The following is a 13,906-nucleotide window of genomic DNA, read 5'->3' as shown; positions in this document are numbered from 1 at the left end:
TAGGGTGAGGGCTATGTGTACGGCAAGCCGCCTGCAAATCATCACGGCTGCTCAGGACCATCTTGGCGGATGCCGTACATATTATGACCAGAAGAGGTCTCTGAACTTGGACCACAGGAAACACCAGCAGGAGAAGCAGCAATGGTCTATGACCGGGAGCGTATGAGGCGCAATGACGCCGTGCACGCCGAGCACAAGAAGGCTGTGGCCGCCGGCGAGAAGCGCGTCCTGCGCACCACCAGCACCGGTGAGCTGCACAGCTACCCCGGGGACGAGATTGGCTTCACGCCCGGCCGTGGCCAGGCTCAGGTCAGCACCTGGTGGGGCATGGCCATCATCTGCGCAGTCCTGGGACTGCTGTTTCTCGGGTCATTGGTCATGTTGACCGTGACCCTGATGCAGGGCCGGGGAGAATGGGGTGCGCTGTTTCCTATCGTTCTGGGAGCTTTCGGCACCCTGTATACCTTTGGATTGTCCCGTGACGAGTACCGGGCCGCCCAGCTGCGCAAGCGGCGGGGCTCCCCGAAGCCGGGCACTTCCGGCCGCGTTGACGTCAACCTTCTGGAACTGGGCCAGGAACGTCCCGACCGGCCCGGCACGTCCCGATAGGATTCGACTCGTGTTCAATGAGGACAAGCAGTTCCGCAGGCCGGACGGCACGATATATGACCCGAGCCCCGTCAACGTGCGCCAGTACGAGGAACAGTACGGTCCCGGCGGAGTCCCCGAGGGGTATTCGATGGGCGCCATCACGCCTCTCCAGGACCCGACCACAATCAGGGTGGCGGCCTGCTTCCTTGCTCTACTTGGCAGCGGCATGCTCACGATGGGCTTTTACTGCTTCACCCTTCCGGGCGAACTGTGGACGGGTATCTGGAGCAGCATCCTCGCGCTCGCAGCCTTCGTCATGGTCTGGTGGGCCTTTGTTATGGCCGGACGCCGCCAGCGATGGCTTCAGGCGCAGAAGGCTGTGACCGCACAGATTGGAAGGCAGCAGAGATGACGGACTCTGCGTCAATACCATTAGGTAAAGGTCGTTCACTAAATTACTCCAGGTCTTGGCCGCCGAAAACAATGGAAGGGTGATCCATACCCAAAGCGCTGATGCTTCTTAGGGTTCTTCACGATTCACCCGTTCTTCGCCCCTTGTTCATGGTTGTGTCTTTTCCTGCCCGGCTACGGCAAACTGCTCCGGGCGCACTGTTGCCGTACGGGCAGGGCAGCGCCATGGCTCTTGGGGTCTGCCCTCCGATCTCGAGACTTTCCGTTTCCAGGATTTGCTGGTGCTCTCTGGCCCTGAGCCGTTCTGTTATCAGCTGTGGCGGCGTGGAGTGCCCCGAGGACCCTCTGCGTATGTGACCGAGAAGAGCGCATGGCGGATCCACGTCCAACCCAAATGGGGTGCACGCCAAATCGGCTCAATCCTCCAGAGTGAAGTAAAAGCCTGGGTCAGCGCACTTAGCGCCAAGCGCAGTCCAACGACCGTGGCCCGAGCTTACGGCGTGCTTGCTTCGATCCTGGACGATGCCGTGCAGGACAACCGGCTGAACAAGAACCCGGCCCGCGGAGAGAAGGTGAAGCTGCCCCGGAAGACCAGCGCCCGGCGTGCGTACCTCACGCATAAGCAGGTGAAACTGCTCGCTGCCGAATCCAAGTACCCCGACTTCGTAGAATTCCTCACCTACACCGGGCTCCGCTGGGGCGAAGCAAACCGGCATTCGGCTTGCGCACGTGGATCGCACCCGCCGATGGGTCGAGATCGCCGAGAACGCCGTGAGTGTCAACGGCCATATCGTTGTCGGCACACCAAAGACACATGAACGTCGGGCCGTGGTTTACCCGGAGTTTCTTGACGAGGCCGTCGAGGCCGCCTGCAAGGGCAAGAAGCGGGACGCGCTCCTGTGGGGAGACGGCATAGACCACCTCCGCCCGGGTAATGCCGTCAGTGGCTGGTTTACGTACGCCGTGAAACGGGCTCAGGCGAAAGACCCTGAATTCCCGCGTGTCACCCCGCACGACCTGCGGCACACCGCCGCGTCACTGGCAAACAGTGCCGGCGCGAACGTCAAAACGTTGCAGCATATGCTTGGCCATGATTCCGCAGCGATGACGCTGGAGCGGTGTGCCGACCTCTTCGAGGACGGCCTTGATGCCGTCGCTGCAGCCCTTCGTCAAGCCCGCGCCAAACACACCAAGCAGTAAAGCAGCGGTAACGGAATATCTGCGAGAGGGTGTTTGGGCGCGTGAGCAAATGTGGGCAAAACCCGCGGCTTTGCAGGGATTATCGGGCCTCACCGCTTATTGCCGGGGGTGTCCATATGGGTTCAAATCCCACCGTCACCGCCACTGAAAAGCCCCGGTTTCCTGAAAAGGGAACCGGGGCTTTTCTCATTTCCTTGGTTGAGCTTCGGCAACCCGAGCCACCGTTTACACGGCCGCTCCCCCTCCGCAACCCGCTTCGGTGTATCGGGAGACAGCTACTGCCCTTGCTTGGACAACAGCTCCTAGAGCCGGGTATCGAAGGAATCGCAGAACACATTGTCGTTGAACGTGCCCTGGAACTCCGACTTGCCCTGGATCTTGGCGATGGTGGCCCGGATGGCTTCCCGGGACCCGGCGTGCGCGTGGATCGCCGTCTTGACCATGGGCACATCAATCAGATGGTTGGGCTGGTTGAGCGAGACAAACACCGTAGGCACCTCGGTGGCATACCACGGGATTTCTGCGGCCATCGGTGAGGACCATTTGATGCGGATGGCCGCTTCCTGGGCGAAGCCCTTGACGTTGGCGAACACGAACGCGGCGTCGTACCTTTCCGCGTAATCGCCGGTGGCTTCCTCGGACAGGACCCGCATGAAGTTCATGCCGGTCTCGCCCGCGGCTTCGCGCTGCTCGGTCGTCCTGAAGATGTGTACCTCGAAGCCGGCCGCTTCGAGCTCTTCCTTAACCGTGTCCAGGTAGGCCAACGGGTCAGCGCGGGTGAAATCAGCCCCGCCGGAAATCCCATACAAACGGATCCGAGGATGCGTCTCCGGCGTGATGGGCAGGTTGTTGGCGGTGTCCTTGACCAGGGTGACGGTCTTGTCCGCGATCTGCGCCGCTATGGCCCGGTGCGCTTCGCTGCCGATCACGGCAAGCGCCTCAGCAGGTGGAACCAGCTGGTCCGCGGACTTGCGGTGCAGTCCCAGGGAAGCCTTCAGCCCAAGGATCCTGCGCAGTGCATCGTGCAGCCGCTGTTCGGTGATGACGCCGGACTTGTAGCCGTCCAGCATGTAGCCGAAGTCCTCCGCCGGGTTCCGGAAGAACAGGAACATGTCGCAGCCTGCCGCGATGGTGGCCGGCACCAGGTCCTTGCGCTTCATGGCCTGCGTGAGGCCCACCATCAGGGAGGCGTCGGTCAGCACCAGCCCGTTGAAGCCGAGTTCGCCGCGGAGCAGGTCCTGCAGCAGCTCCGGTGCCAGCGTCGCGGGACGGATATCCGCATCGGCCAGGCCGGGCCGGAAGTGCCGGGACAGTTCCGGCGCACCGATGTGCCCCACCATGATGGACTGCACGCCGTGGCCGATCATTTCCCGGTACACGTGCCCGTACGTCCGGTTCCACTGCTCATAGCCGAAGGTGTTGTAGGACGTGACAACGTGCTGGTCCCGCTCATCCACGCCGTCGCCGGGGAAGTGCTTCATGGCGCAGACAGTGGGTGATTCGCTGATGCCGTCGAAGTACTCCTTGGCCCGCTCCACCACGATCTCTGGAGTGTTGCCGAAGGCCCGGGTGGAGATGACGGTGTTCCGCCAGTTGTAGTGGATGTCCACGATCGGGGCGAAGGCCCAGTTGCAGCCCAGCGCCGCGGTTTCCACCCCGGCCACCTGCCCCATCTGCCTGGCGATGGCCTTGTCCGGATGCGAGCCGGCCTGCAGGTGCGTGGACACAAACGTCCCGTCATCACAGCTTCCGGCTCCGCCCATTTCCGGGTTGGACGCCACCAGCAGCGGAATGCGGGTCTTGGACTGGGCGTAGCGGATGTGCTCCTGCACTGCGGCGGACGGGCCAGGCCGGTAGCGCATGCCGCCCACGTGGAAGTTCTCCAGCACACCATCGAGGTACTCCGGGGAGTAGTCGTTGTTGTGGTTGATGAACAGCTGGCCGATCTTCTCCTCAAGGCTCATGCCGGCCAGGGTGGATTCCACCCAGACGACGGCGTCATCGTCGAGATTGAACGGCGCGGCCTGAAGGTCGACGTCGAACTGCCCGGGTGGGGTGCCCAGGGCACCATCACCAGAGACGGCAGGGCCGCTGGCGGAAGGTCCGACGGCGGCAATCCCGGCGAGCGCCTCCCCCACCACCTGCTGAACAGGGGCGGCGATGTCCACCACAACCCCGGCTTCATCCGGCTCCAGTGGTTCCAGCGTGGCAAGCTGGGATACCAGCAGCGCCGGCGGCATAAAGTGCCCCGAGCGCCCTTCAAGGCGCTGGCTGAGGACTTCCTCGCTGCCGTGCAGGTGCAGGAAGATCGTGTCCGGGGCCTGTTTGCGGATGGCGTCCCGGTAGCTGCGCCGGAGCGCGGAGCACGCCAGGACCATGCCGCCGTCGCCGGCGTCGCGAAGCGCGGTGCCTACGGTGGCGAGCCACGGCCAGCGGTCCTCGTCCGTCAAGGGCATGCCGGCGGCCATTTTGGCGACGTTCTCCACCGGGTGGAGGGAATCGCCGTCGAGGAACGGTACGCCGAGCTCACGGGCAACGAGATCGCCGATGGTGGTCTTGCCGCAGCCGGACACGCCCATCACGATGACGCGGAGCTTGGATTGGCCGGTGTTGGGTATGGGAGTGCTCACCAGTCATGCACCGTGCCGTCGACCAGGCGGTTGTAGGGCAGGTAGGCCTGCTGGTACGGGAACGCCGCTGCGGCTTCCTCGTTGAACTCGACGCCGATGCCCGGCTCGTTGCCCGGGTGCAGGTAGCCGTCCACGAACGTCATGGACTGCTTGAACACCTCGTTGGTCTTGTCCGAGTGCTGCATGTATTCCTGGATGCCGTAGTTGTGGATGGCCAGGCCCACGTGCAGCTGCGCGGCGAAGCCCACCGGGGAGATGTCGGTGGGGCCGTGGAAGCCGGACTTGATCTGGTACTGCGCGGCAAAATCCATCACCTTCTTCAGCGGCGAGATCCCGCCGAAGTGCGTGGAGGCGGCCCGGACGTAGTCGATCAGCTGTTCCTTGATGATGGTCTGGTAGTCGTACACGGTATTGAAGATCTCGCCGATGGCCAGCGGGGTGGTGGTGTGCTGGCGGACCAGGCGCAGGGCTTCCTGGTTCTCGGCCGGGGTGCAGTCCTCGAGCCAGAACAGGTCGTACGGTTCCAGCGCCTTGCCAAGCTTCGCGGCCTGGATGGGTGTCATCCGGTGGTGGCCGTCGTGGAGCAGCGGGATTTCCGGGCCGAACTCGTTCCGGACCGCTTCGAACACGCTGGGCAGGTGCCGCAGGTACGCGCGGGTGTCCCAGTCCTCTTCCTGCGGGAAAGCGCCGCGGCCGGCGGGCTCGTAGTCGTAGCGCTCACCGGAGGCCTGCGCCTGTGCGGCCACCCCGTAGACGGCCTTGATGCCGGGGACGGCGGTCTGGATCCGGATGGACTTGTACCCCAGTTCCAGGTGCTCACGCACCGAGTCAAACAGCGACGGGAGATCAGCACCGGAGGCGTGGCCGTAGGCACGCAGCCCGTTCCGGGACGCCCCGCCCAACAGCTGGTACACCGGCATGCCCGCCATTTTGCCCTTGATGTCCCACAACGCCATGTCCACTGCGGCGATCGCGGCCATGGTGACCGGGCCGCGGCGCCAGTACGAGGAGCGGTACAGGAACTGCCAGGTGTCCTCGATCCGGTGCGGGTCCTTGCCGATCAGCAGCTGCGCAACGTGTTCCTTCAGGTACGCGGCGACGGCGAGTTCACGGCCGTTCAGGGTGGCGTCGCCAATACCGGTCACACCATCCTCGGTGGTGATCCGGAGGGTCACAAAGTTACGGGACGGGCTCGTCACGAAGACTTCCGCGGCAATGATTTTCACAGCTGGTCCTTTCAGGGGCTGGGCTGGCTGGGGGTTGTGGGGCTTATTTGGAGGAGGCACCGGACGGTGCGGCGGCGGCGTCAGGTGACGTCACGCCGTCGGGAAACGTTTCGCCGCCCGGAGCGGTTTGGCCAGTGGCGGTTTCACCTGCCCTGCGGGCACGGATGTCAGCAAGGATTTCGGCGTGCAGGGCGTCGGTCAGCTTGTACTTGGACATCACCAGCAATGCCAGGATGGTCAGGACGGCGGGGATGGCACCGGCCGCCATTTGGATTCCCTGGACTGCCTCCGCAGTCTGGGCGGCGCCTGACTTGTAGCCGCCGAGGGCCAAGGCGTAAGCGGCCAGCGCCCCGCCCACAGCCTGTCCGGTCTTGCGGGTGAAGGAAAACAGGGCGTAGGTGATGCCTTCGGTGCGGACACCGGTTTTCCACTCGCCGTACTCCACGGTGTCGGCTTCCAGGGCCCAGACCACGATGCTGACGGCCATAACACCCACCAAACTGATGACCAGGCCGCTGAATCCGATCCACGTCTGGCTGCCGGGGGTCAGGAAGATGATGACGCCACCGACCACGGAGATCGCCGAAGCGTAGACGTAGACGTTTTTCTTCCCGACGGCGCGCACCAGCCTGGGCATGATGGCTGCCAGGACGAACGTCAGGACCAGTTGCAGGATGGACAGGACCGGGTAGAGGTCAAGCCGGCCCAGCACGTCACGCAGGTAGTACAGCTGGACGGAGGTCAGTGCCAGGTAGCCGGACAGGAACAGGAAAGAACTCAGGCAGAGCATCAGCAGCGGCTTGTTGCTTTTCAGCGTGTCCATGCTCTGCTTGAGCGTCACGTTGGGCACTGCGCGGTAGACGCGTTCCTTGGCCGTCAAAACAGTGAAGAAGTACAGGGCGGCACCGATAACCACAAACGCGATGGTGATGCCGGTGAACATTCCCTGCAGGTCCGCGCCGGGCTTGACCAGCGGGGCCACGAAAATTCCCAGCGACGAACCCACCAGCGCGGCACCGATCATCCGGGCTGACCCGAGTTTGGCGCGCTCCCCCGGGTCCTGCGTCATGGCGCCGGCCAGTGAACCATACGGGATGTTGACCAGGCTGTAGGCCAGGCCCAGGGCCGCGTAGGTGACATAGGCGTAGAGCAGGGTGCCCGACTCGCCGATCTGCGGCACGGAGAACGTGGCAACGCTCAGCAGGAGCAGGGGAATGGAGCCGAACATGATGAAGGGCCGGAACTTGCCAAAGCGCTTGCTGAACGACCGGTCCACCACCCGTCCGGCGAAAACGTCGGCGAAGGCGTCAAAGACCCGGACCACCAGAAGCAGGGTTCCCGCGGCGGCGGCGGAAATGCCGGCGACATCCGTGTAGTAGACCAGCAGGAACATGGTGGCCGTGGTGAAGGCCAGGTTGTTGGCGGCATCGCCGGCACCATAGCCGGCGATGCTCAGCTTGCTCAGCTTTTTCATATTGTGGGCTCCTTTACCCGGTGCCGCCCCTCAGGCTGGCGGAAAGATTGGGGGAAGTCGGCGGTTGCAGCAGCGCTGCCAGCCGGATACCTGCGGGGCGTATGTTGTAATCCTAGTCACGTGGCAAACAATTGGCAAGCGGTTGCCAAATATTTGTTGAAAGTTCAGCAAAAAAGCTGCCCGGCGCCTGCGGGCAGGAGCCGGGCAGCTTTTCGCGGGTCCTACGCGGTGGCTGCTGCCCCGGCGAAGGTGCCGGAGAGCGAGGACACGAGGTCCACTGCCCCGGCGTCCGTGGCCAGTGCCGGATCCACCAGCTCCAACAGCGCGCGGGTGCGGTGGGTACCGCTCAAGGTGTTGGCCGCGGCAACCCCCTCAGCCAGGGGGTCATGGATGGCGGCGCCTGAAGCCGTGAAGTCCATCCAGGCCGCGATCATCCGCGCCGCGGCGGTGCCGGACCGGCCGGCCGCCCGTTCTGCCTGCAACACGGGGACGGCGCGCATGCGCAGCTTGGTGCTGCCGTCCATGGCAATCTGCGCCAGGTGGTGCTCTATGCGGGCGTTGCTGAAGCGGGCCAGGAGGGCTGCCCGGTAGGCATCGAGCTCCAGGGCGGCGGCGGGAAGATTGGCTTCGGCTTCGTCCCAGAACTGGCCGATGGCCTGCAGGCACACCGGATCCGCCAAAGCTTCCGCAACGGTGGAATGGCCGCGCAGCTGGCCGCCGTACGCGAGCAGGGAGTGGGCGCCGTTGAGCAGCCACAGTTTGCGGTTTTCATACGGCTCGATGTCGGTCACGAAGACCGCACCGGCATCCTCCCAACGGGGGCGCCCGGCCGGGAAATCCCCGCTCAGCACCCAGTTGGCGAAGGGCTCGGCCACCACGGGAGAGTTATCCAGGTAACCGCACGCGTCCTGCACGGCAGCGACATCAGCCTCGGTGGTACGCGGCGTGATGCGGTCCACCGAGGTGCTGACAAAGCTGATGTTCTCATCAATCCAGGCTGCGAGCATCGGATCCCAGGCAGCAGCCATGCCCACCACCGCATGGTGCGCTACGGTTCCGTTGTTGGACAGATTGTCGCAGCAGACGACGGCGAGCGGTCCGGCTCCGGCAGCCCGGCGCGCGGAAAGCGCCAGCACCAGGCGGCCCAGCGGCGTCGCCGGATTCCCGTGGCCTGACGTGAGCCGCGCAAGGTCGGCCGCGACATCCGGCGAGGCCGCAGCCAGTTGGCCATCGGGGCCAAGCCCGTAGGCGGCCTCGGTGATGGTGAGCGTGACGATCGCGGTGGTGCCGGCTGCCAGCAGCCCGCACAGCCGCCCAACGTCAGCCCCATCCACCGCTTCGACGATGCTGCCGACGACGGCGAACGAGTCGCCGCCGTCCGCCCGCTCAACCACGGTAAACAGTCCGTCCTGCGCCTCAAGGGACAGGGCGGCGTCGGGCCGGCGGCCGGTAAAGGCGGCAATCCCCCACCCGCCTGCGTCGGAGGCCTGCTGCGTGTACCAGGCCTGGTGGGACCGATGGAAAGCCCCCAGGCCGAGGTGGACGATGCGAACGGGCGCTTTGGGGTACGGGTAGGTTTCCCGGTTCAGGCGGGGAAGCCGCCCGGCCGGGAGCACACTCGCTGTGCGGTCCAGTCCGGCGGTCACAGCTTGAAGACCCGCCGGGGTGAACCGTCCACGATGTCCACGATGAGTTCGTGGGCGCGGTCCTCGCTGACGCGGTGCTCGGCTACCAGCCGGGCCAGGAAGGAGGCCTCGATCCTTCGGGACGCGTCGTGCCGGGCCGGGATGGAGCAGAAGGCGCGGGTGTCATCGATGAAGCCGGAGGAGCGGGAGAAGCCCGCGGTCTCGGTGACGGCAGAGCGGAAACGCAGCATGGCATCCGGTGCGTCCAGGAACCACCACGGCGCGCCGAGGTAGACGGACGGATAGAAGCCGGCCAATGGTGCCAGCTCCCGGGAAAACACTGTCTCATCCAGAGTGAAGAGGACCAGGTGGAAGTCCTTGGCCGTACCAAAGTCCTGCAGCACCGGCCGGATGGCTTCGGTGTAGTTGATCGCGAACGGAATGTCGTGGCCGCTGTCCGCGCCGAAGGTGTTGAAGGAGGGTTCGTGGTGGTTGCGGTAAGAGCCCGGGTGGATGGTCATCACCAGGCCGTCCTCCACGGACATCCGTGCCATCTGGTACATCATGTGCGCTTCGAAATCGTCGCGGTCCTGCGCCGTGGCCCGGCCGGAGCGCGCCCGGTCAAACAGGCGGGCGGCGTCGGCACCGCCCAGTTTCAGCGTCGCCGGGGTGCGGACGCCGTGGTCTGCCGAGACGGCGCCGTGTTCCACGAAATAACGACGCCGGTTCTCCAACGCGGTGACATAGGCACCGTAGCCCGTGCCGCCGTCGCCCGCTGCAGCGATCAGGCGGTCCACGTTCTCTGCCCAGGCCGGGTGCGCGATGTTGAGGTAGGCGTCCGGGCGGAAGGTGGGCAGGACGCGGCCGTGGAAGGTGGGGTCCTCGGCAATCGCGCGGTGGCTGGCCAGGGTGTCCAGCGGATCGTCCGTGGTGGCCAGCACCTCGATGTTGAAGTCCTTGAAGAGCTCCCGGGGGCGGAAGCCGGGCTCCTGCAGCTTCGCCGAAATGGCGTTGTAGCTGGCATCCGGATCCGCCGCGGTGGGCTCCTGCCGGAGTCCAAAGACGCTCTGGAACTGGTTGCGCAGCCAGTAGCCGGAAGCGGTGCCCTCGAAGAGAGGCCAGGCTTGGCAAAACTCCCGCCACACGGTCCGGGAATCGGGCACGGCGGAAGGGTTGCCCTGCGCACCGGACTGCGGACGCAGCAGGTTCTGGTCAACACCGCTGGCATGGATCAGGCGGGTGACGTAGTGGTCCGGACTGACCAGCAGCGCTGCGGGATCCGGGAAGGGCGTGTTTTCTTCGATGACGGCGGCGTCAACGTGGCCGTGCGGGGAAATGATGGGAAGGTCCTGGACGCGCTGCAGGAGGTCCCGCGCAATACGGCGGGTTCCGGGATCGGCGGGCAGGAGCCTGTCTGGGTGGGCGGCGATCGACTGTGGCATAGGTCAATGGTCCGGGCTGGAGCAACAGTTTGTCAACCGGTTGCCAAAAATTGCCATCAAGCCGCAACAGCTACTCCCAACGCAGGAATCTTGCTAAGGCAACAGCTTTCCGCTGGAGCCCCGCACCACCAGCTCAGTTTCCACACTCACCGCTTCCTCCGGCGCATCGTGGCCCTGCAGCATGTCCAGCAGGATGGTGACGGCAAGGGTTCCACACTCCCCCAGCGGCGAGCGCACGGTAGTCAAAGCAGGAGTGGTGAAGTCGGCGCCGAAAATATCGTCAAAGCCCACGATGCTGACCTGGTCCGGAACCCGCATGCCTCCAGCCTGCAGTTCCTGCATCAAGCCGATGGCAAGGAGATCGTTGTAGGTGATCACCGCCGTCGCCCCGCTCTCCAGGACGTCGCGCGCCACTTTCCGGCCGCCGTCGACCGTTGGCTTGGATGATTCCAGGCGGACCGCCGCCAGCCTGGACCACTCGCAGGCCGCCTTGACGCCTTCCCAGCGGCGGGCGGTCATCCACGATTGCCGGGGGCCGGCAACATAGGCCACCTGCGCGTGGCCGTTGGCGGCCAGGCTTCGCACGGCCTCGCTGATTCCCTTGTTGACGTCGGGAACCACGCATGGAACGCCGTCCACCTCACGGTTGATGACGGCCACCGGCTTGTCCGCCGCCAACGCCCGGATGTGGTCATCATCCATGCGCGGGCTCGCGAGGATCAGGCCGTCCACGGTGCCCAACAGCCGGCGGGCGGCGGTAACTTCGGTCTCCGGCGACTCAGCGGACTCCGCGAGGACCAGTGTGTAGTCCCGGGCCGACCCGGTTGTTTCGGCCCCGCGGATGATGTCAAAGAACGTGGGGTTGGTGATATCAGCGACGATCAGGCCGATGGTCTGCGTACGGCCGGTGGGAAGCGCCCGCGCGAACGGGTTCACCTGGTAGTTCAGCTGCTGGGCCGCGTCCTCGATGATCTTCTGGGTCTTCGCGCTGACCCGTCCGGGCTTGCTCAGGGCGCGGGACACCGTGGACGGGTTCACTCCCGCGAGCTTGGCGATGTCGTAAATGGTGGGAGAGGATTTCTCCCCCCTGCCCCGCTTGGCGGGAGCGGTTGCTGCTCCGGAGTTCGTCACGTCAGTCACCGCTCCATCGTAGACCGGTGTGGCAACCATGGCAGGCCGGTTGCCAAAGCAATGCTGGCAACCGGCCCAGTGGATGGTGCAGGGCGCTGCTACGAGCGCTCGGGGAACTTGCCCTCCTCGGCAATGCGCTTGTTCAGCTCCTGCAGGAACTCTTCCTCGTCAAAATCAAGGGAGACTTCCTTACCGGTCCAACTGGAAAGGTGGATGGCGTTGGCCAGGCGGACACCGTTGATGCCGTCCGAACCCGGTGCCAGCAGCGGAGTGCCGTCCAGGATGTTGGCGGCGAAGTTTTCCAGGACACCGGCATGCTGGCCACCCCAGGCTGATTCGAACTCGATGACCTCGGTGGTGTAGAACTCCTCGGGGTTCAGCTGGCCCATAAAGAGCTTCCGGACGTCGTCCATGTCCATGGAGTCGCTGAGCTCGCGTTCGGGTTTGACCAGTCGGGTGACCGTGGCGGTCTTTGAGTTTTCGACGACGATCTTGCCCTGGTCGCCCAGGATCTCGAACCTGTCGGTGCCCACGATGTCGTGGGTGGCTGTCACGAAAACGCCAGTGGCGCCGTCGCCATAATCCACCACGGCGGTGACTTCATCCTCGACGGCGATGTCCCGGCGGAAGCCGTACGCCACCTTTGAGTACACGGACTTGGGCGCTCCGCAGATCCACTGCCAGAGGTCCAGCTGGTGCGGTGCCTGGTTCACCAGGACGCCGCCGCCTTCGCCGCCCCACGTGGCACGCCACGCGCTGGAGTTGTAGTAGCCCTGCGGGCGCCACCAGTTGGTGATGATCCAGTTGGTGCGGCGGATGCTGCCGATTTCGCCGTTGTCGACGATTTCCTTGAGCTTCTTGTACAGCGGGTTGTTGCGCTGGTTGAACATGATCCCGAAGGACAGTTCGGGCCTGGAGGCGGCGAACTCGTTCAGCTCCTTGACCTGCTTGGTGTAGACGCCGGCCGGCTTTTCCACGAGCGCGTGGATGTTGCGCTTAAGGGATTCGATGCCGATTTCAGGGTGCAGGAAGTGCGGGACGCAGGTGACGATCGCGTCGATGTCGCCGCTTTCGAGCATCGCGATGTAGTCGTCGTAGAACGGCACGTCGGGGTATTGGGATGCTGACAGATCCTTCTTGGCAGGATCGGTGTCGCAGATGGCGCCGATCTCCATGTTGGGGACCAGGCCGTCCTTGATGAACTTGGCGTAGGCGCCGCCCTGCTGGCCCAGGCCCAGGATGCCGAGGCGTACTTTCTGACTCATGTGGTGATACTCCGTTTCTCTAGAAAAGGTCGCCGTGGCCCATGGCCACCAGGTTGTCGTAGGAGGTCTGCAGTGCATCCCAGACTGTCCGGCCGTACAGTTCGTCCTGCTCTACCAGGAGGTACTGGGCGCCGGCGGCTTGGGCAGCGGGAATGATGGACGGAAAGTCGAGGTTGCCTTCGCCCACTTCCGCGAACTGGACCACGTTCTTGAACTCCGCCATGAAACCGGCGAAGTCACCGGCCTCCAGCATGCCAAAGGACGCTTCCGGCAGCTGGCCGATCCGGTAGTCCTTCAGGTGCACCATGGCCGTCCGGCCGGCGTACTTTTCCAGGGCCCGGACCGGGTCCAGGCCACCGCGCTGCACCCAGTGGACGTCGATTTCCATGCCCATGGCCGGGGAATTGTCCGCGATGATGTCCAGCATGTACTTGCCGTCAAACTTCGCGAACTCGATGTGGTGGTTGTGGTAGTACAGGCTGATGCCGTGTTCCTGCAGGCGTTCGGCATAGCCGTTGGCCTGCTTGGCGAACTCGATGACGGCGTCCAGCGACTTCATGGCGCCGAACGGCAGCATGCCAATACGCAGCAACGAAGCGTCCAGGCGCTTGGCGTCGTAAACAATCTTGTCGAAGTTGTCCGCCAGCGATTCCACCGGCATGCCCTTGCGGCCTTCCATGGCTACGGACAACGCGGCGATGTCCATCCCCAGCTCGCTCCGCGAACGGTCGAGTTCGTCCACGTTCTCCGGCGTCATGGGGATCTGGGAGATCTCCACGCCGTTGTACCCGATCGCGCTGACCTTGCGGAGCGTCTCGAACGCTCCCACTTCGGCGAAGCTGTCCTTCAGCATCATCGCCTGTACGCCTATCCTGGCCACTTATTCCTCCGTCGTTTGCCGGCCTTCCCAG

At 64.5% G+C, this 13,906-nt stretch carries 11 protein-coding genes; 3 read left to right on the top strand and 8 right to left on the bottom strand.

Going from position 1 to position 13,906, the window contains the following annotated elements:
* Positions 1–141 precede the first annotated feature (141 nt).
* The 3 genes from M1E07_RS04565 to M1E07_RS04555 all read left to right on the top strand — a co-directional run bounded on the left by M1E07_RS04565 (position 142) and on the right by M1E07_RS04555 (position 2,202).
* Positions 142–609, top strand: a complete 468-nt coding sequence (locus M1E07_RS04565; RefSeq protein WP_461189097.1) for a hypothetical protein — start codon at positions 142–144, stop codon at positions 607–609.
* A gap of 10 nt (positions 610–619) precedes the next feature.
* Complete coding sequence (locus M1E07_RS04560) at positions 620–1,003, top strand: hypothetical protein (protein WP_461189096.1); 384 nt, start codon at positions 620–622, stop codon at positions 1,001–1,003.
* Positions 1,004–1,731: 728 nt separating this feature from the next.
* Positions 1,732–2,202, top strand: coding sequence for a tyrosine-type recombinase/integrase (locus M1E07_RS04555; protein WP_461189095.1), 471 nt, complete (start codon positions 1,732–1,734; stop codon positions 2,200–2,202).
* A gap of 302 nt (positions 2,203–2,504) precedes the next feature.
* Here M1E07_RS04555 and M1E07_RS04550 read toward each other — a convergent pair whose 3' ends face one another.
* The 8 genes from M1E07_RS04550 to M1E07_RS04515 form a co-directional block, all read right to left on the bottom strand.
* Complete coding sequence (locus tag M1E07_RS04550; RefSeq protein ID WP_461190326.1) at positions 2,505–4,781, bottom strand: gluconokinase, GntK/IdnK-type; 2,277 nt, start codon at positions 4,779–4,781, stop codon at positions 2,505–2,507.
* A gap of 47 nt (positions 4,782–4,828) precedes the next feature.
* Positions 4,829–6,058: a D-mannonate dehydratase ManD gene (gene manD / locus M1E07_RS04545; RefSeq protein ID WP_461189094.1), complete on the bottom strand. Its 1,230-nt coding sequence runs from the start codon at positions 6,056–6,058 to the stop codon at positions 4,829–4,831.
* 43 nt (positions 6,059–6,101) lie between these two features.
* Positions 6,102–7,532, bottom strand: a complete 1,431-nt coding sequence (gene uidB, locus M1E07_RS04540; protein WP_461189093.1) for a glucuronide transporter — start codon at positions 7,530–7,532, stop codon at positions 6,102–6,104.
* A 221-nt stretch (positions 7,533–7,753) separates the two neighbouring features.
* Positions 7,754–9,178: a mannitol dehydrogenase family protein gene (locus M1E07_RS04535; RefSeq protein ID WP_461189092.1), complete on the bottom strand. Its 1,425-nt coding sequence runs from the start codon at positions 9,176–9,178 to the stop codon at positions 7,754–7,756.
* A complete protein-coding gene (uxaC, locus tag M1E07_RS04530; protein WP_461189091.1) occupies positions 9,175–10,599 on the bottom strand; it encodes a glucuronate isomerase in 1,425 nt (474 codons plus the stop codon). The genes M1E07_RS04535 and uxaC overlap by 4 nt, the downstream gene beginning before the upstream one ends.
* A gap of 93 nt (positions 10,600–10,692) precedes the next feature.
* Positions 10,693–11,739: a LacI family DNA-binding transcriptional regulator gene (locus M1E07_RS04525; RefSeq protein WP_461189090.1), complete on the bottom strand. Its 1,047-nt coding sequence runs from the start codon at positions 11,737–11,739 to the stop codon at positions 10,693–10,695.
* A gap of 89 nt (positions 11,740–11,828) precedes the next feature.
* Complete coding sequence (locus M1E07_RS04520; RefSeq protein WP_461189089.1) at positions 11,829–12,995, bottom strand: Gfo/Idh/MocA family protein; 1,167 nt, start codon at positions 12,993–12,995, stop codon at positions 11,829–11,831.
* Positions 12,996–13,014: 19 nt separating this feature from the next.
* The gene (locus M1E07_RS04515) at positions 13,015–13,875 is read right to left on the bottom strand and encodes a sugar phosphate isomerase/epimerase family protein (RefSeq protein WP_461189088.1); all 861 of its coding nucleotides are present in this window, start codon (positions 13,873–13,875) and stop codon (positions 13,015–13,017) included.
* Positions 13,876–13,906 lie beyond the last annotated feature (31 nt).

This window comes from Arthrobacter sp. Z4-13, from assembly GCF_054792705.1.
Note: the sequence above shows the minus strand (reverse complement) of the source record. Positions and strands in the feature narration are given on the sequence as shown.